This window comes from uncultured Escherichia sp. (genome assembly GCF_948475835.1).
Lineage (GTDB): Bacteria > Pseudomonadota > Gammaproteobacteria > Enterobacterales > Enterobacteriaceae > ECMA0423.
Genome location: NZ_CAOLGM010000072.1, coordinates 1 through 22,553, shown reverse-complemented (window position 1 = coordinate 22,553; position 22,553 = coordinate 1). Strand labels below are relative to the sequence as shown.

32 protein-coding genes and 4 pseudogenes are annotated in these 22,553 nt (G+C 46.5%); 16 read left to right on the top strand and 20 right to left on the bottom strand.

Annotation, left to right across the window (positions count from 1 at the left end; genetic code table 11):
- A pseudogene (locus tag QZF50_RS14660) lies at positions 1 to 806 on the top strand (hypothetical protein); the annotation flags it as partial.
- 92 nt (positions 807 to 898) lie between these two features.
- On the opposite strand, the gene QZF50_RS14655 reads toward QZF50_RS14660, so the two are convergent.
- Positions 899 to 1,357 (bottom strand): hypothetical protein, encoded by a 459-nt coding sequence (locus tag QZF50_RS14655; protein ID WP_016809720.1) that lies wholly within the window; start codon positions 1,355 to 1,357, stop codon positions 899 to 901.
- Positions 1,358 to 1,386: 29 nt separating this feature from the next.
- Positions 1,387 to 2,586 (bottom strand): integrase domain-containing protein, encoded by a 1,200-nt coding sequence (locus tag QZF50_RS14650; protein ID WP_021552398.1) that lies wholly within the window; start codon positions 2,584 to 2,586, stop codon positions 1,387 to 1,389.
- A 650-nt stretch (positions 2,587 to 3,236) separates the two neighbouring features.
- On the opposite strand from QZF50_RS14650, the gene QZF50_RS14645 reads away from it, so the two are divergent.
- Positions 3,237 to 3,482, top strand: a complete 246-nt coding sequence (locus QZF50_RS14645) for a hypothetical protein (RefSeq protein WP_001467558.1) — start codon at positions 3,237 to 3,239, stop codon at positions 3,480 to 3,482.
- An 11-nt stretch (positions 3,483 to 3,493) separates the two neighbouring features.
- Complete coding sequence (locus QZF50_RS14640) at positions 3,494 to 4,261, top strand: hypothetical protein (protein ID WP_000035091.1); 768 nt, start codon at positions 3,494 to 3,496, stop codon at positions 4,259 to 4,261.
- 41 nt (positions 4,262 to 4,302) lie between these two features.
- Here QZF50_RS14640 and QZF50_RS14635 read toward each other — a convergent pair whose 3' ends face one another.
- The 16 genes and pseudogenes from QZF50_RS14635 to QZF50_RS14560 form a co-directional block, all read right to left on the bottom strand.
- Positions 4,303 to 5,481 (bottom strand): DUF3596 domain-containing protein, encoded by a 1,179-nt coding sequence (locus QZF50_RS14635; RefSeq protein ID WP_061892509.1) that lies wholly within the window; start codon positions 5,479 to 5,481, stop codon positions 4,303 to 4,305.
- Positions 5,436 to 5,645, bottom strand: a complete 210-nt coding sequence (locus QZF50_RS14630; RefSeq protein ID WP_073972197.1) for an excisionase — start codon at positions 5,643 to 5,645, stop codon at positions 5,436 to 5,438. Before QZF50_RS14630 ends, QZF50_RS14635 begins: the two co-directional genes overlap by 46 nt.
- 8 nt (positions 5,646 to 5,653) lie before the next feature.
- Positions 5,654 to 5,800, bottom strand: coding sequence for a hypothetical protein (locus QZF50_RS14625; protein ID WP_061892508.1), 147 nt, complete (start codon positions 5,798 to 5,800; stop codon positions 5,654 to 5,656).
- 3 nt (positions 5,801 to 5,803) lie between these two features.
- Complete coding sequence (locus QZF50_RS14620; protein ID WP_061892507.1) at positions 5,804 to 6,046, bottom strand: DUF4222 domain-containing protein; 243 nt, start codon at positions 6,044 to 6,046, stop codon at positions 5,804 to 5,806.
- A gap of 87 nt (positions 6,047 to 6,133) precedes the next feature.
- A pseudogene (locus tag QZF50_RS14615) lies at positions 6,134 to 6,292 on the bottom strand (hypothetical protein); the annotation flags it as partial.
- A gap of 470 nt (positions 6,293 to 6,762) precedes the next feature.
- The gene (locus QZF50_RS14610) at positions 6,763 to 6,987 is read right to left on the bottom strand and encodes a hypothetical protein (RefSeq protein WP_061892505.1); all 225 of its coding nucleotides are present in this window, start codon (positions 6,985 to 6,987) and stop codon (positions 6,763 to 6,765) included.
- Positions 6,984 to 7,553 carry a hypothetical protein gene (locus QZF50_RS14605; protein WP_061892504.1) on the bottom strand — a complete coding sequence of 190 codons (570 nt, stop codon included), beginning with the start codon at positions 7,551 to 7,553 and terminating at the stop codon, positions 6,984 to 6,986. The genes QZF50_RS14610 and QZF50_RS14605 overlap by 4 nt, the downstream gene beginning before the upstream one ends.
- Positions 7,550 to 8,293 carry an ORF6N domain-containing protein gene (locus tag QZF50_RS14600; protein WP_290388904.1) on the bottom strand — a complete coding sequence of 248 codons (744 nt, stop codon included), beginning with the start codon at positions 8,291 to 8,293 and terminating at the stop codon, positions 7,550 to 7,552. Before QZF50_RS14600 ends, QZF50_RS14605 begins: the two co-directional genes overlap by 4 nt.
- 11 nt (positions 8,294 to 8,304) lie before the next feature.
- On the bottom strand, positions 8,305 to 8,823 hold the full coding sequence (locus tag QZF50_RS14595) for a hypothetical protein (RefSeq protein WP_061892512.1): 519 nt from the start codon (positions 8,821 to 8,823) through the stop codon (positions 8,305 to 8,307).
- 93 nt (positions 8,824 to 8,916) lie between these two features.
- On the bottom strand, positions 8,917 to 9,138 hold the full coding sequence (locus tag QZF50_RS14590; RefSeq protein ID WP_073972196.1) for a hypothetical protein: 222 nt from the start codon (positions 9,136 to 9,138) through the stop codon (positions 8,917 to 8,919).
- Positions 9,110 to 9,322, bottom strand: a complete 213-nt coding sequence (locus QZF50_RS14585) for a hypothetical protein (protein ID WP_061892502.1) — start codon at positions 9,320 to 9,322, stop codon at positions 9,110 to 9,112. The genes QZF50_RS14590 and QZF50_RS14585 overlap by 29 nt, the downstream gene beginning before the upstream one ends.
- Positions 9,315 to 9,680 carry a hypothetical protein gene (locus QZF50_RS14580; protein WP_061892501.1) on the bottom strand — a complete coding sequence of 122 codons (366 nt, stop codon included), beginning with the start codon at positions 9,678 to 9,680 and terminating at the stop codon, positions 9,315 to 9,317. The genes QZF50_RS14585 and QZF50_RS14580 overlap by 8 nt, the downstream gene beginning before the upstream one ends.
- On the bottom strand, positions 9,673 to 9,894 hold the full coding sequence (locus tag QZF50_RS14575) for a hypothetical protein (protein WP_061892500.1): 222 nt from the start codon (positions 9,892 to 9,894) through the stop codon (positions 9,673 to 9,675). The genes QZF50_RS14580 and QZF50_RS14575 overlap by 8 nt, the downstream gene beginning before the upstream one ends.
- A gap of 106 nt (positions 9,895 to 10,000) precedes the next feature.
- Positions 10,001 to 10,396 carry a peptidase S24 gene (locus QZF50_RS14570; RefSeq protein WP_237802170.1) on the bottom strand — a complete coding sequence of 132 codons (396 nt, stop codon included), beginning with the start codon at positions 10,394 to 10,396 and terminating at the stop codon, positions 10,001 to 10,003.
- Between the two features lie 73 nt (positions 10,397 to 10,469).
- Positions 10,470 to 10,763: a hypothetical protein gene (locus QZF50_RS14565; RefSeq protein WP_129541975.1), complete on the bottom strand. Its 294-nt coding sequence runs from the start codon at positions 10,761 to 10,763 to the stop codon at positions 10,470 to 10,472.
- Between the two features lie 182 nt (positions 10,764 to 10,945).
- Positions 10,946 to 11,635: a S24 family peptidase gene (locus QZF50_RS14560; protein WP_061892498.1), complete on the bottom strand. Its 690-nt coding sequence runs from the start codon at positions 11,633 to 11,635 to the stop codon at positions 10,946 to 10,948.
- Between the two features lie 107 nt (positions 11,636 to 11,742).
- Here QZF50_RS14560 and QZF50_RS14555 point away from each other — a divergent pair, with 107 nt between their 5' ends.
- The 7 genes from QZF50_RS14555 to QZF50_RS14525 all read left to right on the top strand — a co-directional run bounded on the left by QZF50_RS14555 (position 11,743) and on the right by QZF50_RS14525 (position 17,303).
- A complete protein-coding gene (locus QZF50_RS14555; protein ID WP_237802168.1) occupies positions 11,743 to 11,970 on the top strand; it encodes a transcriptional regulator in 228 nt (75 codons plus the stop codon).
- Complete coding sequence (locus QZF50_RS14550) at positions 11,971 to 12,258, top strand: hypothetical protein (protein WP_061892496.1); 288 nt, start codon at positions 11,971 to 11,973, stop codon at positions 12,256 to 12,258.
- Positions 12,259 to 12,507: 249 nt separating this feature from the next.
- Positions 12,508 to 12,876: a hypothetical protein gene (locus tag QZF50_RS14545; protein ID WP_061892495.1), complete on the top strand. Its 369-nt coding sequence runs from the start codon at positions 12,508 to 12,510 to the stop codon at positions 12,874 to 12,876.
- 111 nt (positions 12,877 to 12,987) lie between these two features.
- On the top strand, positions 12,988 to 14,646 hold the full coding sequence (locus QZF50_RS14540; protein WP_061892494.1) for a DEAD/DEAH box helicase: 1,659 nt from the start codon (positions 12,988 to 12,990) through the stop codon (positions 14,644 to 14,646).
- A 1-nt stretch (position 14,647) separates the two neighbouring features.
- Positions 14,648 to 15,616 carry a toprim domain-containing protein gene (locus QZF50_RS14535; protein WP_061892493.1) on the top strand — a complete coding sequence of 323 codons (969 nt, stop codon included), beginning with the start codon at positions 14,648 to 14,650 and terminating at the stop codon, positions 15,614 to 15,616.
- Positions 15,616 to 16,473, top strand: a complete 858-nt coding sequence (locus tag QZF50_RS14530) for a hypothetical protein (RefSeq protein WP_061892492.1) — start codon at positions 15,616 to 15,618, stop codon at positions 16,471 to 16,473. The genes QZF50_RS14535 and QZF50_RS14530 overlap by 1 nt, the downstream gene beginning before the upstream one ends.
- Entirely contained in the window at positions 16,473 to 17,303 is an 831-nt protein-coding gene (locus QZF50_RS14525) for an antitermination protein (protein ID WP_061892491.1), read from the top strand. The genes QZF50_RS14530 and QZF50_RS14525 overlap by 1 nt, the downstream gene beginning before the upstream one ends.
- A 114-nt stretch (positions 17,304 to 17,417) precedes the next feature.
- Here QZF50_RS14525 and QZF50_RS14520 read toward each other — a convergent pair whose 3' ends face one another.
- A complete protein-coding gene (locus tag QZF50_RS14520; RefSeq protein ID WP_237802166.1) occupies positions 17,418 to 18,155 on the bottom strand; it encodes a hypothetical protein in 738 nt (245 codons plus the stop codon).
- Positions 18,156 to 19,623: 1,468 nt separating this feature from the next.
- Between QZF50_RS14520 and QZF50_RS14515 the strand changes: the two are divergent.
- The 4 genes and pseudogenes from QZF50_RS14515 to QZF50_RS14500 form a co-directional block, all read left to right on the top strand.
- Positions 19,624 to 20,202: pseudogene (locus QZF50_RS14515) on the top strand (DUF1737 domain-containing protein); the annotation flags it as partial.
- Between the two features lie 79 nt (positions 20,203 to 20,281).
- Positions 20,282 to 20,587 (top strand): DUF826 domain-containing protein, encoded by a 306-nt coding sequence (locus tag QZF50_RS14510; protein ID WP_064768310.1) that lies wholly within the window; start codon positions 20,282 to 20,284, stop codon positions 20,585 to 20,587.
- Between the two features lie 77 nt (positions 20,588 to 20,664).
- A complete protein-coding gene (locus QZF50_RS14505) occupies positions 20,665 to 20,880 on the top strand; it encodes a class II holin family protein (protein WP_000284506.1) in 216 nt (71 codons plus the stop codon).
- Positions 20,881 to 20,883: 3 nt separating this feature from the next.
- Positions 20,884 to 21,225 (top strand): annotated as a pseudogene (locus QZF50_RS14500) (YdfR family protein); the annotation flags it as partial.
- Positions 21,226 to 21,382: 157 nt separating this feature from the next.
- On the opposite strand, the gene QZF50_RS14495 reads toward QZF50_RS14500, so the two are convergent.
- A complete protein-coding gene (locus QZF50_RS14495; RefSeq protein ID WP_073519624.1) occupies positions 21,383 to 21,643 on the bottom strand; it encodes a hypothetical protein in 261 nt (86 codons plus the stop codon).
- 114 nt (positions 21,644 to 21,757) lie between these two features.
- Here QZF50_RS14495 and QZF50_RS14490 point away from each other — a divergent pair, with 114 nt between their 5' ends.
- On the top strand, positions 21,758 to 22,291 hold the full coding sequence (locus QZF50_RS14490; RefSeq protein WP_061892325.1) for a lysozyme: 534 nt from the start codon (positions 21,758 to 21,760) through the stop codon (positions 22,289 to 22,291).
- Positions 22,288 to 22,553: lysis system i-spanin subunit Rz (locus tag QZF50_RS14485; RefSeq protein WP_290388903.1), on the top strand; the 266-nt coding region annotated here is incomplete at its 3' end. The genes QZF50_RS14490 and QZF50_RS14485, both read left to right, overlap by 4 nt.

The window sequence follows — 22,553 nt, the reverse complement described above, 5'->3', positions numbered from 1 at the left end:
CATTTTATTTTTATAATGGCTTGGATAATAATCCTTACATGGAAAAGTACAATATAAAAAATATCGATGTTTTAAATGAAGCAATATTTGATGTTTTTGATTCTTTAACTTTTCCACACGAATTGGTTGTGCGGCATCCTGGTATAAGCCCGCTTTTAATGCAAAACCTTTGGGATAGATTTTCGCGGGATACAAACAAACCTGTAGAGAGATTACTGCTTTCTGAACCTGGTAGTAATGATGCGTTAGATTCATATGTATCCGCATTCTCTAGAATTAGTGATACTCTGAGTAAGAAGCTAGGTTATAATTCAAAAGGAGCTTACGTACAGGCCTTGTTAGTTTCCAAGTGGATGAAAGGTTATCCCCTAGCAAGATTGATCTCGGATAGAATAAGATATAACAAAAAGAAAAATATTGTTTTCAAAGAAGCGACTTTAATACGAGGGGTTATGAAGGATGTTGAAGAGATCGCTCGCTATCAAGCTCCAAGGCTTTTAGGATGTTATAATGATTTATTAAAAAGCTTTTATCTTTCGATAGATCGCACAGACTTAGCAAAAGATGTTGAAGATATCGGTGTTTATTTAGAACTGGGTGTAAGTTTAAAAACTCAGATTTCACTAATAGGGCTTGGCTTTTCAAGAACTGCTGCTGTAATGATTTCAGAGCTTATTCCTAATGATAGTTTAGATGAGGAAGAATGCATTAATTGGATTAAGGACAATAAAGTTGACATGGAAGAACTGCCACAATTAGTTCAAAACGAAATACATAATATATTTCGTAACTTTTGGGTACAATAGTCTTATTTAGACGATTTTTTAAACAATCAATAGAGAAGTTTTTGAATTTTATCATTCTTCCAGTAACAAAAACTTCTCTTTTATAACACCGCTCAGGCTATTCCAGAATAGGCTTTGCTTACTTCACTATGCCTTGTGCCGCAATGCCTCAAAATAACAAGGCCATGTTGCAGTAACGCCTCACTACGTTCAGGTTCAAACCATTTCCCGTTAAATTTTCCTCCGTGAAAAAGATTGTTTCTTACACGGCGGATTAACAAAAAAAGAAATTTTGCTAAATCTTTTTCTTGTGGTAAAGAATCATCCCAAACTAAAGAGTCATCTTCTATGATTTGTTTTTTGGGTGGGTGTTCTTTAAAGTAGGTGATAGCAGCAATTAGCTCTGGATCAGTTGTGTTATTTATGATTTCAGAAACTTGCTTTGCATACTCATCCCAGTTCGCTTTAGCATCTTTTATTTTATGATGAAGTCCACATGCCTTAAGGCAATATTCATAACGTGAAAACTCTCTAAAGAATTCATAACATAAATTATCTAGATTATTCTCCATGAACTATATCTCCATGTATAACAAGTTAACTAATATTGATTGCGCTCGTACACTTTTTGGCCCCACCAATTCATAAGTCCTATTCGTTGCTCAAGGTAAGTTGAACGATTATATGCTCTGCGCACTTCATTTTTATCACTATGTGCAAGAGCAGCCTCAATTACATCTGCATTAAAACCCGCTTCATTTAATGCGGTGCTGGCAATTGAACGCAATCCATGAGCAACCAATCTACCACCAAATCCAATCCTTTTTAAAGCAGCATTTGCCGTCTGGCTATTCATTGGTTGCTTTGGGTCATTCCGACTCGGGAAAACATGTTCACGATGGGCACTGATTAGCTTCATCACATCAAGAATCTCTAATGCCTGAGGAGATAGAGGGACTATGTGTTCCCGCTTAGCCTTCATTCGTTCAGCTGGGATAGTCCAGAGCTTTGCATCGAGATCGAGCTCAGCCCACCTAGCACCGGAAGCCTCAGAAGGACGAACTAGAGTCAGGAGTTGCCACTCAATGAGGCAGCGAGTCGGAACAGACAAATTTGACATGACGAGAGAACGCATCAGCATAGGCAATTCTTCTGGGCGCAACGTAGGCATATTTTGTTTTTTTGGCTTCTCAAAGGCCATTCCAATGCCTGATGCTGGATTGGCATCAATAAGACCAGTATTTACGGCATAAATCATTATCTCGTTAACACGCTGCACCAACCGGCGCACCGTCTCCAGCGCCCCACGAGCTTTGATCGGTTCAAGGGCTTCAACCAGTGTTCGGGCTTTGATTTGCTGGACAGGGATCTCCCCGATGGTGGGGAATACGTCTTTTTCCAGTGAACGCCATATATCTTTAGCGTAATCATGGGTAACGCTTTTGCTTTTGAGCTGGAACCAGTTAGCGGCGACCGTCGAAAAAATACTGTCCAGAGCGATTTGCTGCTGTTCCTCTGCAACTTCAGCTTGAATTTGCGGGTCGATTCCGTTGGCTAATAGGGCAAGGTAATCTGCTCTTAACCCTCGGGCATCAGCAAGAGAAAGGGCAGGAAAAGCACCAAGTCCCATCATAGTCCGCTGTTTTGTTGCTGGGCGTTGATAGCGAAAGCGCCAGAGTTTCTTGCCGCTAGTTTTCACTATCAGGAAAAGCCCATCGCCATCATGCAGCGTTAGATCCTTCTCTAACGCTTTCGCGCGCAGAACTTCGGTGTTGGTCAGGGGGCGTGTTGTCCGTGCCACTGTGGCCGCTCCTTCATGAATTGGTATACGCTTTTAGGTATACATCCTACCGTATACCGAAACGTATACCAATAATCATCGGATTTAGCCGGATGTTCTCGGACAACGACAAACACAAAAAAGCCCGCAGGGCTTGTGCCATGCGGGCTTTCTGTACTTCACCGGACGTATCCGGATCATTATTTGGTGGAGCTGGCGGGAGTTGAACCCGTATCCGAAAAATGCTTAACCAATTGAATGTTAATGATTTTTCTAATTTAAAATACCTCACGTGCATTTTACGTGCATATCGTAGTACCTCTAACGTCCTGATTCTGTCCAACATTTTGAAATATTTAGGCGCCACTGGGGCGGTGATTAGCACGGTTTTGTGCTGTTCATAGCACTTCAAGACTATTCAATTCAGAGCAATCGTTGAAGAATTACCCGTAAGGTAATATCATACTATTTAGATAACCGCGGTTATCACCATCAAGGGCCACTGATGACGCTGTTATCATCAGTGGCTTTTTGTACCTTCACTGCACAGCCAGTGAAGTGTTGAGGAGACTAGCATGAGAACAGTAGCGAGAAGATCGATACAGACGATTGAGCGTCGGACTCAACTCGTCAGTTCTTTTGTTGACTCAAACACAGCAAACGAGTTCTTCGTGAGAAGACTGAGTGATCGTGTCTCCCCGGCACGTCAGCTGTTTATTGTGACATTGAACAATGAAGTTCGTGACGGTGACGTGATCCCGTTCGCTGAGATCGCCATGAACAAAGAAAAATTGCGCTATGTTGTGAAGCCAGCAGATCAGTATCCTCAGTATGTAAGCAGTAATCTGCTGAAGAAAATTGAAGCGGCAATTGCTCTATACATGCAGAAGAACTACAGGGAAATTAACTACCATTAAAAGGTTGCTGAATGGCTCCTGCGTTAATACCTTCATATAACAAGGACTTGAACATCACGCCATTTGGCGAAAAACGTCTTATTGAGTCATTCTATTTTTTCACTGCCGAGGCTGGCTTACTGAGGGCTGATGAGTACATTGTCAGTTCTGGTGAGTTTCAGTACTACTTGGATGTGTATCAACTGGGATGTTCCACCGACGACTTTTTTTTAGACTATGGCAGTGACCTTCTTGATTCGAAGGTTCCAATGCAGGATCTGGTCAATACCCTCTTGGGTCTTGATATGGTAGACGATAACAAAACGATAAGAATAGGTCGTATACAGTTCAACGACTTTAATTTTATCGAAGAGAACGGTCAGATGATGACCGGAAAGCAAGTGAAAAGCGCTGTTATCGCACAGGATTTCCAATCAGCAGGTTTGGCGCGTGAGATCTATAAAATGCTTGCGCGAAAGCATGAGTTTCTCATCTGCGATAACATTCAAAGTATTGCCGGTGGTGCTCTTTGGGCCAGTAGCATCATTCGAATTGCCGAGGTACGGATCTACAATTCACGCACGAAGAAATTTATGGACATACTTGGTCCAGGTGCGCGTGGTGTTTCAGGTACTTTGCCATGGAGTGCGAATGATCTGTCTGTAGATGAGATTGTTCGCTGGGGTCGTGCGTATGATGATGAAAACTGTTGTCGTCACATTGTACATGTTATCTGTAAGGACCGACTCATTGACGATCAATTTCATGATTATGTTTCGATAGGTGGCGCGACAGAATAACCATCAAACAGACCCGGCATTTACCGGGTTTTTTCTTCAAATCACTTCTTCATTCCAGCTTCCATTGCGGTTTTCCCGTCGTATTCAGCCAGGTATTTACCGTAATTGCGGAACAGCATTTCCGGCCCCTTATGCCCCATCTGCCCGGCAAGCCAGAAAAGGTTTACACCTTGGCTAATGTGTCTGGTGGCGAATGTGTGGCGCGTCTGGTACGGGTTACGGTAGCGCACACCAGCTTTTTTCAGGGTCGGCACCCATGCTTTTTTACGGATAGCGTCGGCGTTCGTCCAGGGTTCTCCCGTTTTCGGATCGCTGAATATGAACTCACTTTTCATAAAGGTGTATTGCTTCTGCGCCTGCAGGGCCGCCAGCGCCTCACTGTTCAGCTCCACCTTACGGGTACCGGCTTTTGTCTTGGTGCCTTTAAGTATCCCTACGACACTGGCCGCCTGAACGTGGGCTGTGTTCGCGATGGTGTCGAGATCAGCCCAGCGCAGCGCGCACAGTTCTGAGCTCCGCAGACCTGTATTGAAAGCAAAGCGGAACAGGTTTTCCCATTCCGTGTACCTGCAGCTCTGGTAAATGGCAAGGGTCTCCGCTGGCGTGAACGGGTCAACCTCGTAATCGTCGGCGCTCGGGCTGCTGTCGATCACGTGGTACCGGCTGGCGCTGACGAGGGTTACCGGGTTAATGGTCAGCAGGCCATCCGTAACAGCTTCATCAATGGCGCTGCGCAGAAACGAAAGGTTATTCCTGGTCGTTTTCAGCTTTGTTTTCCGGCTGGCTATCCAGTTTTTAAGGACCGCTGGCGTCAGTTCTGACACGTGGAGTTTATGCAGAGCTGACAGTGCCGACAGGCATTTTTCATAACCATTTATAGTCGACGGGGACAGGTTGCGGTTCTGGCAGATTTTCAGGTACTCGTCCAGGTAGGACTTTATGTTTTTGGTTTTCTTCACCACCCCGAACAGCTCCAGCTTTTTGGAGTTGGGGAAATATTTCGCATATTCAAAGGTGCCACTGACGATCTGGTTTTGTATCTCCCCGAGCAGGCGCTCGGCGTACTTCACACCGCGCGCGTTTGCTTCCATTCTGGAGAGGGGCTCCCGACACAGAACCCCTTTATATGTAAAAGTGATAACCAGGGTGCTGCCAGTTTTATGCTGGCGAATAGTTACTCCTCTAGGGAGAGATAATGATCCTTGTTCTTTCTTGCCCATTTTGTAATCTCCATTAAGTCGACCCAACGTTCTTTAACTCCGTCGACTTTTAATACATGTACCCCTTCTTTCCATATTCCTCTTTGTATCCGTTTGTTAACGGCATCAAGCGTTTCTCCCGCGTTGCGGCAGTAGGTTGATATAGGTACGCAATCCAGCCCCACAGTTCACCTCACACAATATTCAGCCCACGACAGTGGCACCACACTTCAAACATTCGCCTCACAATTTCACGACAGTAGAAACCGTCAACATCTCGTGTCAGGTCATAGCGATTTCCGTAACGCTGGTGTACCCATAGCTCAAACGCTTTATTCATTCTTTACTTCCTTTTCATGGCTCGTAATTTTTTCAAATGAGCTTCCTGCTCTGTTTCTGCCAGAATTTGTCGGTATTCCTGGTGATCGATCCGTTCAAACAGTTCATTAAAATCGTTTATTTTTACCGACTGTGTTCGCCCATCCATTCTTCTGTACAACACAGAGTTGTTTATGCAGCGAATAATTTTTATCGGGTAGCCAGCACTATCGGTGTATATCTGACCACTTTGAATCAGAGCGAACATTCCTTTATCCCCAGCGGAAAAGTGAATACAGAATAAATGCCACCGCTATTGCAACTCCTACTGCGGTGAATGCTTCAGGCCAATTCATCATTTCACCTCCACGCCGATCCCGGCAATAACACAATCCCGTTTGATAGCTTCTTTCACCCAGCGTTTATAGGTTTCCGGATGGAATTTTGCGCTTTTTCCAGTGCCGCTCCAGAATGCCTTTGATGTGATATCGGGCAGGGTGATGGTCAGACCTTTCTTCCTGATGTCTCCAGAACTTTTGCAAAAAGTTAATGCGACGCGTAGTTCTTTAACGCACGCATAGTTTTCTGCTTTCTCTGGATCGCCGGTACGGTGTTCAGCTTCTTGTCTGCACCATTTGATGACTTTCTCAGCGGCTGTGTGGAGACGCTGACGTTGCCAGTCGTATGTGTCGACCAGCCCATATGCGTGATCCTTTGCTTTGCTTAATTCAGCGACGAGGCATTCGGAATCAATCAGATTATTTTCCGCAGCGGACAGTGCTTGTTTCAGTCGCTCGATTTCTTCAGCCATGTAATAGCCGGTTTTACTCCAGGTATCGATGCTATCCCCCGTCATGTCTGGCTCCATGGTCGCCATCAGAACGGCATCGTGATAGTCCTGGCTACCGCTGGTGATTGCGACTGCGTAGGTGTCGCTGTTTTCACGCTTATGAATAAGCACAACCGGGTTTTTAATTTTGTTACTCATCGTCCTGCCTCCTGTTGAACTGTTTTATATGCCCGCAACATATCGCGGGTTTTACCGGATAAAACCGACTTCATGAAAAACACGCCACTGTGAGTTGCAATGACGTCCGGCGAACAAAGCAACGTAGCATCCACCACCCGGTTATGTTTACGAAATTCGAACACAGTGCTGGTGATCACGATGTTCGCTACGGCTCCGTAGTCCTGGTATTCGATTTTCATTCCGGATGCTCCTGAGCTACGTTGAAATCGTCATGATCACGACAAGGCATCACAACAAATTCAGGATTGCCATACATTGAGTTGATGATGGAATCAAACTGAATTCTGACCGCTTGCCCGTCACCGGAGGGACGTAACTGGACGGGAATAAATTTACGCTCACGACCAAACATCTTCTCTGGATAACTCAGGTAACCAGCCTGGATCACCGGGTGAGTACAGAGGTCAAACTTTTTCGGAATGATGCGTTCCAAATCCGGAAAACAACCGTCCACCAATTTAATGCCGGTAATGGACAGTCGTCGCTGAAACTGGTCGCGATGAACAGCGATCGGCTCTTTACTGAAAATTAGCTCTGTCGTTTCGGCTTTGGCCGGGACGCCACCTTCGAACTGGACAATGATGTTTTTCTTCGTCCGGATGCCGTGAGTCATGCGCAGTGCTACGAAACCATTGGTTGCCTCAATATGTTTTGGCGTGATGTGAAGACCGTTCAGGTAATAACGAACGTCGTTTTTAGCAGCGCACACCAGAGCGGCGCGAATAAGTTTTGACTGGATGATCATGCTTTATCCTCCCATCCGATCACCTGGAAAAGTCCCATCTTCGGGTGATACCAGCGTGTGCCGCGTGGCTCTGCCTCTGACATCATCTGATGAAATGCTTTCATGAACGGCTCCAGCTCCACGATAGCCCGGCGCGAAAGAAGACCATCAGGTGTCATAAATTCGTGCGTATCGGTTGGGCTGTAGGCATTGACCAGATTGCGACACTTGGCATCAGTCATTCCGCTTTTGGCGACCACCTGGCGATAACCGACATATCCGGCGCGCATATTTCCGCGTTTGATGGTTTCCACCGCTTCTGTGACTGTTTCGATCTGCTCTTCCACATGATTCAGGCGCTTCTGTTGACGAACGGCGTCGGCGGCCATCGCGGCGATCATCTCGATTTCCGTTAGCGGTGCGCGAGTACGGAAGTAGGCGTTAACTAAGTCGCGCTGAACCTTCCAGGCCAAATCATCGTTGAATGGCTTAGTAAGCATCAAGTACCCAGTTTCCGTAAATACTCTCAGGCCGCGAAAAGGCACATCAACATTGAAAGGACGTAATACGTTGTTTTCTGAATATTCAATAAGATACGTGTCAATTCCTTCAACAAAACGCTCTTTGTTACGAAGGTAAGCAGCGCTTGCGGTTCCTTCCGGTCGCTGGTGGACTTCATCAATCATCGCCAGCGTCACAACACGCTGACCGCGATATTCGACTGCCGGAAGCTGTTTGTTATTGATCGTTACTGTGTTCATTTCCGTCCTCCTTAGTGCATAACCGGCATGTCTGGCATACCTTCTTTCTGAATCTGTTCAATGAAGCTGTCATGCAGTATGTTGAATCCTTCCCGGCCCATCGCTGACAGCCTGAATCCGCATTTTTCGTCAGTTACAACCATGTCCTGATACATACGCAGCGCCAGTTGCTGGCCAACGTCAGGCCCGTATTTTTCAATTGCGCCCGCCTCGATATGGTTAGCGAGAGCGAAACGCTCAGACCACGGATAAATGCTGATTGAACCGGGTTTTCCGGTGTATACAACGGCTGTATCTACGCCGCCCTTGTCATTCTGAACATCGACAGTCCCGTTCTTCTCCTGCTCCTCAGCAATGAACACGGCGACAACAAGCCAGCGCCATAGGATGATTTGTTTTTCAATACACGGCATAAACCAGCCGCTTTCAATCCCTTCCATAATGCAAGCTATCAGATCGAGCCCGTCCGGAATTCGTTTGTCATAGTTACCGTTGTCGATCTGGCGAACCGCAGTTGAATAACCAATAATTCGATTACCAAAACGGATGCCTGTTAATGTAGGTTCAGGGGTAATGGTTGAATTAATCATCAATACTCTCCTTTTGGTTTGAAGGTTTATTGTTCATTTCCGGTCCTTAACTTTGCTGTATCGTTCATGGCTCATTACTTCCCAGTTCTGGCCGCCGTCTCGGGACAGCAGCCGCCAGCGGCGATTAACCCTCAGACTCAGGTTTCCGGAGCCGTGCATACGACAGGGATGAATTCGTCTGGCTCTGAACTGGCGGAGAACACGGACCGCCTGCAGGTGCACCCACTCAGGAATTCGTATCGCTGTCAGGGCCATTGTCCTTCTCTCCTGCAGGTGGGGTGATCGTGTAACCGGCGCGTTCAGCCATCCATAAAAAAGTCTCCAGCGATGCTGTAACCTCGCCGCTCTGAACCGGGCGCACGTGGATTACTTTCCCGTTCTCGATTGTCAGCACGATATTTACTGGTTCGTGCGTGATAATTGGTGTCTGATCACTCATGGCTTGTCTCCGCTGTGACTGATTTTTGTTTCTTGGCAAACTCGACCAGCTCAGCAATGAGATCGTCGATTAATACCTTTCCGCTTTCTGTCAGGAACTCACCGCTGCCATTCACATCTACGGCGTTGCTGTAAATTCCTCTGATGGCTTTTACGCCGTCAATATTCCCGTATTCACTGAGAGCCAGCTTTTCGAATCGTCTCAACAGACCATCAAGCAGTATTTCTGTTAATTCGACGGTGTTTATTCCCCCCTTAGGCATATTAATAATGATGCAGGTGCTTCCGGTTTTATGCTGGTGGCGTAATAACCCGGCTTTAAGTATTCGGCGTCGATATATTTCTATTAATTTATCCATTGCGCTGTTCTTCCTCCAAACTCATAGCTATTTCCTCCTCCTTTTCGGTCCATCCGTGAATCTCAGCGGCTAGGTCATAAACCAAAGCACATATAGTTTTAAGTTGAAATCTGTCGAGCTTGTCGTGATATTCATATAATGTTTGCGATAAACCAGATAACTGTTCTGCTTTGATATTCACGCCCTGAATATCCTGCCTTTTTAAAATACTCATAATTACCGTCCATATGTTTTTTTTAGGTAAAGTCGAGCGATTACCTCGTAACCGCAGGCCGCATAAAGGCATGCTGATCTATATGCCGATTTATCTTTGATGAAAGTCATACGAAGCGCCTCACAGCTAAAGATGCGACAACTCTTCCGTGAATACGGATGTCTTTTTGCTCACCAGTATTAAGTGCGAAAGTTTGGTAATGGAGATTGTCAGAAATATTCTTTAGTGACCCGTCCGGCAAGGGTTTTATTCTCTTGATAAACAGGTGGTTACGACCAAAAATATCGCCCGTAAAAAACATAGATATAGATGCTGGGTGTAAGAACGCGGCCACCACAATCAACGAAAGCAACAACAACCTCGCAGGGTTCGATAGTCGGCTGCATTGAATCACCTTCCGTCCTGCAACTCTTAACTCTGTTTCCAAAATCATTAATATTGTCAGAGCCGAAAAGCATTTGTGGTGTTTTAATTGGCTCGTTAAAAAAAGTGAATTTTGCATTTTCATTTCCTCAGGGTGAGTTTTTCCCCACCCGAAAAGGTGTTAATGACGATTAGTTGAGTTAATTACTTAGTTAAATGGTAGAGAGCATTTTTTTTATGTCAGGATGTTCATCAATGATTTTTTTAGCATCATCACATGCCTCGTCATATGACTTGAAGAAATCAACTAATACAAAATAATTTTCGATGCGTTCGTAAACGGCGAACTCCATCTCACCGGCAAATATCGTATTAAATTGGTAATCAAATCCTTTATCGTGAGGCTGCACAGCATGGCAATAAGACCAATGCGAATTTGCTGATCTAAGCTTGGCGTGAATATCAAATATCTGGCCAATTGGTTTATGTTGGGAGTTTGTGTTCATCTCATTGGCTCCGTTGGTTGCCGATGAAATGAATTTAGCAAAATGGTAAATCATGAGCAATACTAAAATGCTAAATTATTTGCTTTTTTCTTTATGCTTTTGATAAATATGAGTATTTGATATGCTGATGCCCATAAAAAAAACCGACCAAGAGGTCGGCTTGCGTGAGGATAATTGGCAGGCTACATGATTGGCATCTCATCATTGTCAACATAACGGGTATGTTTAACAATAGCCGAAACAAAGTGCATTTTCTCGATTTCATCCGGGCTTACTGTGATAGGCCTATGCTCGCTATTCACGCTGGAAAATTGAAAATCACCATCTCGAGTTTTACTCATTATCTTTATCATGTTATGTCCGTCCTTTGTGCGGACGAAGACTTCATCTCCAGGGTGGATAGGAGTGTTTGGCTCTATGACCACGTATTCTCCGGACTGGATTCTAGGCCACATGCTATCGCCTTTTACCTTCAATCCATAGGCGTCTTTATCCGCGCTATAGATCTGTAACCAGCCTGCATGGATTTCTAGCATATCTATCATTCCGTCTATCCCTAGAATAGCCTCTCCTACCACTGGAACTGCCCCCGGTCTGACAGCCCCTACATACTCTAATTCATTTTCATTAACGTCCTTTTCTCCATGTAGACCATCGAGCCACCCATAAGGTCGCTCCATAGCCGCTTCGATCCTTCTTGCCAGTTTGTCACCCACATTTCTGTGGCTATTTCGACCCAATAGCTGGCTCAATTGAGCAGGGCTTATCCTACACAGTTCAGCGAATGAGGCTTTAGTTGTGTGCCCATCTCGCTTGAGATATTCGATTATGAGCCGCTCAAGGTTTGATTTACGAATGCTTTTTATGTCCATGTAAAGATACTCTCATCATTTAGCAATGTGGTAAATACACAAAACGCTAAATGATTATTGCATTGTATTTAGCAAATCGCTAAAGTTGTTTCATTGCATAGGAGACCATGATGAACAACCAGCTACTTGCATGGCGTAAGTCCTCAACAAAAGAAGAATGGGTAGATCTTGCTGAAAAATCGGGTACATCTTCCGGTTACTTAAATCTCATCGCGTACGGCTATCGAAATGCTTCCCCACGCTTAGCTCTGGCGATTGAAACGGCTTCTAAGTCGTTTCCCGAAAAGCCAATTATAGCCAAAGAGCAGTTAGTTTTCAGATGTAGCGATAGCTAAATGAACGGTGGTTTTGAGGGAATGCCTTCTGATTTCAGCCAAGCAGATTCCTCTTGGATTCAGCAGCAGTTACTTAGCCTGACACCAACTACACGACAAAAAGCTATCCAGCGTTATGCAGCTGTGTATCAGGAGACGTTCGAGGCCGAACCCGTTTCGTACCGCAAGGAGAACCGGGCAAGGCATGAAGCAAACACAAGGCTTCGCCTGTTTGTGAGAAATCAGGGCAGAGCTTTACAGGGGTATACAACTCAGCCGCCCCTGGCAGGAACGCAATCGCGCTCCTGATTGGTACCGGGCTTAAAGGTGTCCGGTGGCTGAATCCCAAATCTCATTGCATTTTTGTACTAGTTAAAGAGTGCGCACAAAATTCAATGAGAGGAGGGGAGGGGGAGGAGTGCCCGTGTGTTAGTGCGAAGCACTGGAACAGGCTTTTCCAACAGACGGGTACATAGGTTAGGTAGATCTCGATCTAAAGGGGGATACCCCTGAAAAAACGGTTGTACCAGAAAGCTAGTACAAGATGGATAAAAAAGTATGAGTGAAGACCTGAAGCAAAATTTAATCACTCTCATGGAAGAGCGATTCATTCGCTCCGATGACAAAGTTGTTTTCGATTATGTGATGCAGAAAAAAATCAAGTCTCAGGGATACCACCTGCAACGCAATTTCAGCATCAGCATTAGCGGTGGTCGTAAAGGGTTTATTGATTGCCTGGTTACATCATCAGACGGCCAGCAGTGTGCCATTGAGGTCGATAAGAAGTCTCCCCGCAACCGTTCGTTGGTGAAGCTGGCTCAGCTACCTGAGGGGATGTCAGGTTTTGTCCTGCTCAGGGATGGTAAGCACCCTCTTCGATATAGCGAGAACGGAATTGACGTTATTCGTGCGACGAAATTTAAGTGAGTTGATTCGGAAGGGGGCTGGCAGCCTTTGGGGAGGCCGCCAGCCATGTGAGGAGGAATCCATGAAAACCACATCACAAAATTATTATCTCATCACTGCGGGGGCAGCACAATGCAGCTGACAATCACGCCGAATTTTGCACAGGAGCGTGCGCTAAACATGTTGCGCCGTGACTGGAAGGCAAACGACACCTTCATGGTGTACTCGCCAACCGGTAGCGGTAAAACGGGTCTGGCAGCCTTCATAGTTGCTGGTTTTGTCAGCCGTGGTATGCGCGTTCTGTTCTGTGTTCCGTACACCATCCTGATTGGTCAGACGGCTAATCGGTTTGTGCAGTATGGTTTACCTGGAGATGAAATCGGTTATATCTGGGCGGATCACCCGAACTACGATCCGGACCGGAAAATTCAGATTGCCAGCGCTGACACGCTTATTCGTCGTGTTTTTCCTGAAAATATCGATCTGCTGATTATCGACGAAGCGCACCTGCGTAAAAAACGCATCCTGAAGGATATCGAATGTCTGCGCGGCAAAGGCGTAAAGGTGATTGGCCTGTCGGGTACTCCGTTTTCTCCGTTCCTGGGCAAATACTATGACCGACTGATTAAGCCGACCACCATCGGCGAGTTAATCCAGCGTGGCGATCTGAGTAAATACGAATTTTACGCGCCAACTAAGCCGGATCTGAAAGGTGTTAAAACCACATCTTCGCTTGAGTACGGCCGCGATTACAACGAAACACAGCTGGCTGAAATCATGTGCGGATCTACGCTGGTGGGCGACATCGTACAGAACTGGCTGGAGAATGGTCGGGATCTACCTACCATCGCTTTCTGCGTCAACGTAGCCCACGCCAATTACCTGACAATCCAGTTTAACCTCGCAGGTGTTAACGCTGAGGTAATGACCGCAGACACTCCGGTAGATGAGCGCCAGACCATCATTCACCGCTTTGAAACCGGTGCAACGAAAATCATTGTTAGTGTGGGCGTTCTGGTGGCCGGCTTCGATAGTGACGTTCGTTGCATCATCTACGCCAGGCCAACAAAAAGCGAAATTCGCTGGTTACAGGCTCTCGGGCGTGGACTGCGCACCGCACCGGGTAAAGAGTCCTGCCTTATCTTCGATCACAGCGGCACCGTGCACCGTCTGGGTTATCCGGATTCAATCGAGTACGACGATCTTCCCGGTAAGTCTGACGGCATGGAGGAAAGCGCGCGCCGCGCAGCTGAGGAACGGGCCGAAAAACTGCCACATGAATGCTCTCAATGCCACTACATGAAGCCAGCTGGCGTCTATGTTTGCCCGAAATGTGGACACAAGCCGCTGCGAGGTGAAGACGTTGATACTGACACCAGCCGCAAACTTAATAAGCTGGGTAAAAATCAGCATCAGTCGACGAAGGCAGAGAAACAGTCCTGGTGGAGTCAGATCAAATTTTATCAGCGCCAGCGTGCTTCGCTGGGGCGTCCAGTCAGTGATGGATGGTGTGCTCACACTTTCAGGGAGAAATTCGGTGAATGGCCTGATGGGTTGAGCAGTTTCCCGATGGAAATAAGCCCAGAGGTAAGTAACTACATCAGACACAAACTGATCCGGTTTGCTAAAGGTCGTGAACGGACACGGAGGATGACGAAAAACTCATCCGAAGTGCTTTCTCTGCCACTGGTTGTTGGTGGCCGGTATGTTCCACCGGAAGGAAGTGAGGCTTGGCGCATTATGCAGGCAAAGCAACAACTCCAGAAAAATATAAACAGTCTGAGTCAGTAAGATGAAAACAGCAGATGCAGCGAAAGGCCGTTGGCCTGAAATATTAGAGCACTTCGGCTTGCCGCCGATAACCGGAAAAAATCACTTCAAGGGTGAATGCCCGGTATGCGGTGCACGTGGTAAGTTCAGAATTGATGACCGCGACGGTGCAGGAACGTGGATCTGTGTATGTGGTAGTGGCGATGGTATGAAACTTGTCACCCTGACACAGGCGAAGCCATTTAACGAGATTTGTACCGAAATAGACCGCCTGATCGGTAATGATTACCAACGGGTTAAAATCCCGGTAACCAGCAGCGCCACCAGCTTACGCAAACGGGTATTGAGCAAGTTTTCAAAACTGGAGGCACTGCGTGGTACATCCGGCGCAGCGTATCTTAATTCTCGTGGAATATTCAGTCTTCCTGCTGAGGCGATCCGGTTCAATGCCAGGCAGAGACACAACGGGAGTGTGTTCCAGTCTCTTTATTCACTTGCTACGGACGATAAAGGGGAGTTGTGCTATCTGCACCAGACTCTGCTTGATGGTGATAAAAAAGCAGATATCGGTAGCAGTGCAAAGCGCCTCAAATCCCTGCAGGAAGATAACTATCTGGATCACGCTCGTTCTGTAGCTATCCGCATGTTTCCTGTCGCCAGCACTCTGGGTATCGCCGAAGGCATCGAAACAGCGCTGTCAGCGCACCAGATTTATAACGTGAACACCTGGGCAACCATTAACAGCGGCTTTATGAAAAAGTTCCGCGTACCAGCTGGTGTTCTGCACCTGATTATTTTTGCCGACCGTGACGAGAACAGCGCCACCGGGCTGGCTGCGGCTTGCGAATGTGCTCATGCCAATCTGATGGCGAAGAATGACCTGCAGCGCGTGAGCGTGTACTGGCCGGATCACGATGATTTCAACAATATGCTCATGAACGGTGATCAGGTTCGAGAGCTGGTTTTCCATAAGAAAAAGGCGGCTGCGTAATGCGTACTGATAACAACGAACATAAAGTACTATTCACCATCCCGACGGAAGCGTACAGCTCCGCCCTCGCAAACATCAAGCCCCTGCCCGAGCAGAGGAGAATCACCGGGCATAAGCAGACTGATGCTTATCTTTGGGTGCTGGAGGTTATCCGTCTGAACGAACCCGCACATCTGGATGCTGCTGAGGCCGCGCTGGTGAAAATTAAAATTTCCCCAAAAGAGGCCCAGGAACGCTATTCGCGTTATCTGCTGGCGAATGGTGGCGATCCTTTCCAGATTGCTTTCGGTACCATCGGCATGGATAACCCGGCACAGGCAATCAGAAACGCCAGGGAGAATATCAAAAAAGCAGCATCAGTCAGGGCTATGTTTGGTAGCTATGAAGCAGCACTCGAAGATGTGGAAGCCGAGCGAGTGATCAAGTCTTCCCAGAAATTTATCGACGATCATCTCTGGGGCTGGACTGCAGCCGAGAAGAAAGCGGGCAGCATTGACGGTATCCGTATGAATGAAATTGATGATCAGCGTCGTGCATATGTTGATGGTTATCGTGATGTACTGCCAGAGCCTCATACATTGTCAGATGTAGTTCGTGAGTTTGTTTACTGGGACTGGCTCTACAGTGTTCGCCACACTGCGACTAAAGAACAGGGCGATGAGTATGGTTACTCTGAGCATCACGAATCGGTATATGACCGCGAGCGCTACCTTGAAAAATTGCTGATGACCATCAAACCGGTGACACGGGCTGAAGCCGTGGAGGTGTGTCGTTGGTTTTTGGCAAGCGGAAAGGGCGAATATATGAAAGACAATGGCGAGGCGGTTATTCTTAATCTGGTTGGGGAGTGTGAATAATGAAGCTTGAGGTATCGCTAAAATACTTCAGTCCTCAGGGAATGTATATCGGCGACGATGTGAAAGGAACCTCTCCGGAACGTCTTACAGGCACCGATGTTATGGCGGCTATTGGTACCACCAGCAATCGTGAGCGGTTTGGCCTGGCGGCCTTCTTCGGGAAGGCCGGTATCAGCAAGACTGATGAGCAGATGGCAGTCCAGGCGCTGGCGCGTCACGCGATGAAAATTGCACCGAAGAATGTGCGTAAAGCAGCTGGTGGTGAATTTGGCTGGTGTATGCTGGTACTGGCTCAGTTTGCTTTTGCTGAGTATTCCCGATCGGCGGCCACCAGCGTAACATGCCATAGTTGCAGTGGTACCGGACTAACACCCCGTAAGCAGGTCATTCGTAAGGTTTCATACCCATGGGGTAAAGCACCATATTGGGCCAGTCGCTCCCGTGCTGTTCGACCGTCAGACTGGGAGAAATGGACAGAGGTAACGGAAGTTGTACCAGTCGTTTGCGATGTATGTAAAGGGAAGGGAGTGATAAGTGCCAGGTGTCGTTGTGGTGGAAAGGGAGAGGTACTGGACCGCAAAGCCACAAGCGAGCGTGGTGTGCCAGTGTTTAAAATCTGCGAACGTTGCAGCGGAAATGGATTTTCCACGGTACCGTCTACCACAGTATATAAAGTTGTACTGAAGCGGATACCCGAGCTACATGTCAGGACATGGACACGTAATTGGAAGCCGTTTCTTGATTCTCTGGTTGACATTTGTCACCAGGAAGAGCGTAAGGCCGATATTGCTTTTCAGAATGTGACAAGTTTTGGTGATGATGTGAACTAAACTTAGGCTTTTTGCGACATTGCACTTGATTTTGTCCTAATCTGTCATGTATTCTTTTGAGCATGCGGAATAATGCGTAAATGATTTTGATAGAAGCCCCTTTCGGGGCTTTTATCATTTCAGTCCGTTTAAAAAGCGTTCGAAATTATGGAATTCAAGTTCATCCGCTGTCGATGAGTATTTTATTTTGTTTGCGATGGGACGCAGATTTTTTTTAGTTAGGAATTTACTGGCTTCATGTTTCAGTTTTTTTAATCGCTTGATTCGTTCTTCGATTGAACTGGCAATTTTGGCAACATTAGAAATTTCTGGGCTTGGGGCTGTTTGTAGATCAATACACTGAATTTTTTTTAGATCTTCTTTGAGCGCAACAAAAAAATCACGAAGATTGTTTTCTGGTAAAAGAACATGACTAAATGATACTTTTCCTATGTAGAATTCACTTATTGCTTCTCCAGACTCGCGCATGTGTTCATTCATTGCGAACAGAATTGTTTTGGTATTCTTATCAGTTTCCACTTCAGAAAGGGTTACAAGGCCTATCTGGCTCTTGGTCAAAAAACGAATTTCTGTAGCACCAAGTCTTCCGGAGTAATTGGAATTTTTACTATTTTCGATGGTAGAAGATAGATAATCTATTGTGGGTTTGATATTTCGTATCGTTTCAATATTTTTTTGCCACGCTTCACATTTACTTTTTGCGGTACTAATAATTTCCCGATTGGTTTCGAGTTGCATAAATTTATTGAAACTAAGAACGTTTTCACCAAATTCCACACCAAATTCGTTTTTACCACATTTATTTCCGATGTTGGTTTCAATGCCACTAGATGTTTTTACAATATAACCCATTTGATGTGGTTGGTTGCAACCAGTTAAACCACAGTGGATTTCTTCTTTAAATTTGTAGTAACCAATTATCTCCTCAAGTTGTTGAACTCCTTTGTCTATAGTGGTGACAAAGTTTGGTCTGGATATAATTTCCTCCCAGTTTTCAAGTTTCTAGATGCCGTTTTCAGTTCTGAGAAAAATCATGAATCGCTCCATTTGAAAGTGGACCGTTTATTTTATCGGCATAAAAACGAGAACACCACAAGTTATTTTATTACCGAATACTTGGTGAAGAGGGGTAACTTCGCCACACAGCTTAAACCCGCCGCCTGGCGGGTTTTTTGCGCCCAAAAAGCGGCACAGGACGTTAAACGCGCTGGTGGTTTCGAATACCGGTCTTTCAGCTTGCTGGCTTTTTAGACAAGAGCTATTGGTATGTTACGTTAACCAGAAAAGGGAAAAACACACCACTGGCTCGAGGCCATGTATGTATCACAGAAGTGACTGACTTAGTGAATATAAAGGTCTGCGCCAGTATTTTTGTGTGATAGTGTTATTACCGTACACTGATATGTGGACGAATAAGCCAGATCAATTTTACCCGGGTAAGTATTCTTGTGAAAAAACATCCGTAATTTGTGCTGGTAGTCATTCAGTGGACCTGGTAGCGGATTTCTTCATTGGTTCAGGCTCAGCCATAAAAGCTGTTATGGCGTCAGGGAGTTGTGCGACGGGCGCTGAACAGAAAGCTGAGAGTTTTCAGAAGATAATGCAGTACATCAGTGATAATTTCGGGTAGAAATAAAATGTTAAGTCAATCACGATTTTGTCGATTAATCGTTGTGTTATTTTAGTGCAATTTGTTAAAAAGTCCCAGCATGGTGAATCCCCCTCAGCGGCGGGGCATAATGACCGTCAGGTTGGGTTGCATTAGCGAGAGTAGCAAGCAGCGGATTCTGTCTGGTCATTGCAGAATTCACCGGGAGGCACCCGGCACCATGTATTTTCAATATTTTATTGATTATTCTCTTTTTCGGAATACTCTGGTTATGTTTTCCTGTAACTGATAATTAAATCACATTTTGTGTAAATGTATATTGTCTGAACGGGATAAGTTCAGTATCTTCTGAATGTATGGCGAATCCCCCTGTGCGGCGGGGCGTACTGATTTAAGTAGTCATCCAAGAATGCAGCTGAATGAAAACGCGCTCCATATTAATCAGTGGTGGAGCACCGGGAGGCACCCGGCGCCATACCGATGATGAAAATAAATGCGTCCATCAGCCCCTCTCCGGAGGGGCTTTTTTATGGGCAAAAAAAGCCCGCTACGAATGGTAACGGGCTGCACAAAATAACAAAATGTGAAGTATTCTAATCAGCCGCTGAATAATACCCGACAGTAATTAATCTGTGCAACGGCGCTTTTTCCCGCCTTGCAGGCACCGACTCTCTCATTTGATTTAACGCATTATCCCGTCCGGGAGGGTTCATGACATTTAAATATTATGATGTGGTTTCGGCCAGAACAACTGATGAATTAAAGCGGAAACTGAACGAAAAAATCCGTGAAGGATGGCAGCCTTATGGAACAATATCTGTTTCATCTGTGAGTGGTACTGAAGACATATATCATCAGCCAGTTGCTGCTGAGGGGGAGGTGAGTACGCCGGTGATACGTCCTGATGCAGGTGATGATTCATCTGTGGCTGTCTCCGGATCGCCTGATTATTACTACGTGGTGGTACTGGCGGGGCAGTCAAATGGCATGACCTATGGTGAAGGGCTTCCGTTACCGGATTCATTTGACCGCCCGGACCCACGGATTAAGCAACTGGCACGCCGCAGCACGGTCACGCCAGGCGGTACGACGTGTAAATACAATGACATCATTCCGGCAGACCACTGCCTGCATGATGTGCAGGACATGAGCGGGATAAACCACCCGAAAGCTGACCTGAACAAGGGGCAGTATGGTTGTGTGAGTCAGGGGCTGCATATTGCCAAAAAACTGCTGCCTTATATCCCGCAGAATGCCGGGATACTTCTGGTGCCCTGTTGCCGTGGCGGCTGAAAAAATCAGTGCCGGTCAGTCAGCAGAGCCAAAGTCCACGTCCCTCCCGTAATCACATCTCACAGCGAGAAAAACCATGACAGAAATGAAAAAACTGGTCACTGCTGATGCAGTGAGATCTGCGCTGCGCACTGAAGAAGTCCGCGGGACGCTGAAAGCATCTATCCGTAAAACGTTTGAGGCTCAGATTGATGCTGATGTGGAAGCGATTCTGGATGAGCTTACCGGACCTGCTGAGGGGGCATCTGCGCCACAGGCAGGGGATGGTGAGAATACGGCAGATTCTCCGGTGGAAAACAGCAGCGAACAACCTGAGGCACAACCCGGTGGTGAGGAACAAGCAAATGATGTTCTGCAGCCGGAACCAGCAACCATGTTGTGATACATGACGCACAGGCCACCAGCATATCGCGGTGGTCTTTTGTTATCGTGCACTTCCGGTGAACGGGAGGCGGAGATATGTACCAGATGGAAAAAATCACAACAGGTGTGTCATACACCACGTCTGCGGTGGGGACGGGATACTGGTTTCTGCAGTTGCTGGACAGGGTATCCCCGTCTCAGTGGGCGGCAATAGGCGTGCTGGGGAGTCTGCTGTTTGGTCTGCTGACATACCTGACGAACCTGTATTTCAAAATTAAAGAAGACCGACGCAAGGCGGCGCGGGGAGAGTAGGTGATGAAAAAACAATACGAACTGGTTGTTAAAGGGATAAATAATTACGGGGATAAGGTTACTGTTACTGTGAAGCCGGAAGGTGACGGGCAAGCGTCGCTGTTGTCGCAATATGTGGTGATTGATCTTGATCGTGTTGAAGGTGCCCCGCTGGAGTGTTACGAAGCTGAGGCGAAAAAGCAGGCGAAGCAGTTTTTCATGGATGTAGCTGCCGGGTTATGTGGAGGGGATGAGCAGTCGCCGGAAAAGCGCCCCATAATTTTAGAGGCGCAGAATGTGTGGATAACCTACAGAGGAAAACTACCGGGAAGAATTACTGGTTCTCTGAAGACGCCACCGACGGCATTGCGGTCAGAAAAAGATGATATTGAATCGCTCATTGAAAAACTGGAGGGCAGCGTCGCTGAGCTGAATAAAAAATTGTCGGTGCTGATTCCTTCTGAAGATGAAAAAAAACGCCGCGATGAGCAGTTTGCGGCGTTTTACGATTATTGCATTGAAGTTACTCGCAGGAATTTTGTGAAGATCTTTGAGGAGGGTAAATCTCTTCAGTAAGCTTAATGGCGGACGCTGCAATTAATTCAGGAAGGTCCGCAAGGCCATCTGTCAGTGGATATGATGAAAAATCGGCGGCAGTTCTGTTAAGAAGCGCTTTAACTAATTCCTTTTCCTTTTCCGGCAACAAGTTGATTAGAGCTACGACTGCTTGCCTGAGTGCGATTAAATCAGCAAAAGTTTGTTTTGGTAGATTTGTGTAATCCATAGTCACCTCTGTGTTTATCAGATTGACATCCTCCTCCCGCCAGTGCCCATCACTGGCGAGGTAAGATTTAACATATCCGGGGGATTTGAAGCCGATAAATCCTGATAAATATCCATGAACGTAAAAATCAGATACAGCCTGTCAGCTGCCGTTCTGGCGCTGATTGCCGCCAGTGCTCCTGCCCCCGACATTCTCGATCAGTTTCTGGATGAAAAAGAGGGGAATCACACCACTGCATACCGCGATGGCTCCGGCATATGGACCATCTGTCGGGGAGCAACGATGGTGGACGGTAAACCTGTTATTCCGGGAATGAAACTGTCGAAGGAAAAATGCGCCCAGGTTAACGCCATTGAGCGTGATAAGGCGCTGGCATGGGTGGAGCGCAATATTAAAGTGCCACTGACCGAACCACAGAAAGCGGGTATAGCGTCATTTTGTCCCTATAACATTGGCCCCGGTAAGTGTCTCCCGTCGACGTTTTATAAGCGGCTTAATGCCGGTGATCGTAAGGGGGCATGCGAGGCGATTCGCTGGTGGATAAAAGATGGTGGGCGCGATTGCCGCATACGTTCAAATAACTGCTATGGACAGGTTATTCGTCGTGACCAGGAAAGCGCATTAGCCTGTTGGGGGATAGATCAGTGAGCAGAGTCGCCGCGATTATTTATGCTCTGGTTATCTGCATCATCGTCTGTCTGTTATGGGTGGTTAATCATTACCGTGATAACGCCATCGCCTACAAAGAACAGCGTGATAAAAAAGTCAGTGAGCTGAAGCAGGCGACCGCCACCATTACTGACATGCAGCAACGCCAGCGTGCTGCTGATGTACTCGATGCTAAATACACGAAGGAGTTGGCTGATGCGAAAGCTGAAAATGATGCTCTTCGGCGCAAGCTTGATAATGG

Coding starts and splice junctions, on each gene's coding strand:
- QZF50_RS14575 (WP_061892500.1), bottom strand. CDS start 9,894: ATGAGTATTTTAAAAAGGCAGGATATTCAGGGCGTGAATATCAAAGCA.
- QZF50_RS14625 (WP_061892508.1), bottom strand. CDS start 5,800: ATGAATAAAGCGTTTGAGCTATGGGTACACCAGCGTTACGGAAATCGC.
- QZF50_RS14640 (WP_000035091.1), top strand. CDS start 3,494: ATGGCTCCTGCGTTAATACCTTCATATAACAAGGACTTGAACATCACG.
- QZF50_RS14535 (WP_061892493.1), top strand. CDS start 14,648: ATGAAAACAGCAGATGCAGCGAAAGGCCGTTGGCCTGAAATATTAGAG.
- QZF50_RS14525 (WP_061892491.1), top strand. CDS start 16,473: ATGAAGCTTGAGGTATCGCTAAAATACTTCAGTCCTCAGGGAATGTAT.
- QZF50_RS14505 (WP_000284506.1), top strand. CDS start 20,665: ATGTACCAGATGGAAAAAATCACAACAGGTGTGTCATACACCACGTCT.
- QZF50_RS14585 (WP_061892502.1), bottom strand. CDS start 9,322: ATGAGTGATCAGACACCAATTATCACGCACGAACCAGTAAATATCGTG.
- QZF50_RS14490 (WP_061892325.1), top strand. CDS start 21,758: ATGAACGTAAAAATCAGATACAGCCTGTCAGCTGCCGTTCTGGCGCTG.
- QZF50_RS14570 (WP_237802170.1), bottom strand. CDS start 10,396: ATGCAAAATTCACTTTTTTTAACGAGCCAATTAAAACACCACAAATGC.
- QZF50_RS14655 (WP_016809720.1), bottom strand. CDS start 1,357: ATGGAGAATAATCTAGATAATTTATGTTATGAATTCTTTAGAGAGTTT.
- QZF50_RS14510 (WP_064768310.1), top strand. CDS start 20,282: ATGACAGAAATGAAAAAACTGGTCACTGCTGATGCAGTGAGATCTGCG.
- QZF50_RS14610 (WP_061892505.1), bottom strand. CDS start 6,987: ATGAAAATCGAATACCAGGACTACGGAGCCGTAGCGAACATCGTGATC.
- QZF50_RS14565 (WP_129541975.1), bottom strand. CDS start 10,763: ATGAACACAAACTCCCAACATAAACCAATTGGCCAGATATTTGATATT.
- QZF50_RS14550 (WP_061892496.1), top strand. CDS start 11,971: ATGAACGGTGGTTTTGAGGGAATGCCTTCTGATTTCAGCCAAGCAGAT.
- QZF50_RS14635 (WP_061892509.1), bottom strand. CDS start 5,481: ATGGGCAAGAAAGAACAAGGATCATTATCTCTCCCTAGAGGAGTAACT.
- QZF50_RS14605 (WP_061892504.1), bottom strand. CDS start 7,553: ATGATCATCCAGTCAAAACTTATTCGCGCCGCTCTGGTGTGCGCTGCT.
- QZF50_RS14520 (WP_237802166.1), bottom strand. CDS start 18,155: ATGGGTTATATTGTAAAAACATCTAGTGGCATTGAAACCAACATCGGA.
- QZF50_RS14540 (WP_061892494.1), top strand. CDS start 12,988: ATGCAGCTGACAATCACGCCGAATTTTGCACAGGAGCGTGCGCTAAAC.
- QZF50_RS14545 (WP_061892495.1), top strand. CDS start 12,508: ATGAGTGAAGACCTGAAGCAAAATTTAATCACTCTCATGGAAGAGCGA.
- QZF50_RS14495 (WP_073519624.1), bottom strand. CDS start 21,643: ATGGATTACACAAATCTACCAAAACAAACTTTTGCTGATTTAATCGCA.
- QZF50_RS14620 (WP_061892507.1), bottom strand. CDS start 6,046: ATGTTCGCTCTGATTCAAAGTGGTCAGATATACACCGATAGTGCTGGC.
- QZF50_RS14555 (WP_237802168.1), top strand. CDS start 11,743: ATGATGAACAACCAGCTACTTGCATGGCGTAAGTCCTCAACAAAAGAA.
- QZF50_RS14600 (WP_290388904.1), bottom strand. CDS start 8,293: ATGAACACAGTAACGATCAATAACAAACAGCTTCCGGCAGTCGAATAT.
- QZF50_RS14530 (WP_061892492.1), top strand. CDS start 15,616: ATGCGTACTGATAACAACGAACATAAAGTACTATTCACCATCCCGACG.
- QZF50_RS14580 (WP_061892501.1), bottom strand. CDS start 9,680: ATGGATAAATTAATAGAAATATATCGACGCCGAATACTTAAAGCCGGG.
- QZF50_RS14590 (WP_073972196.1), bottom strand. CDS start 9,138: ATGGCCCTGACAGCGATACGAATTCCTGAGTGGGTGCACCTGCAGGCG.
- QZF50_RS14560 (WP_061892498.1), bottom strand. CDS start 11,635: ATGGACATAAAAAGCATTCGTAAATCAAACCTTGAGCGGCTCATAATC.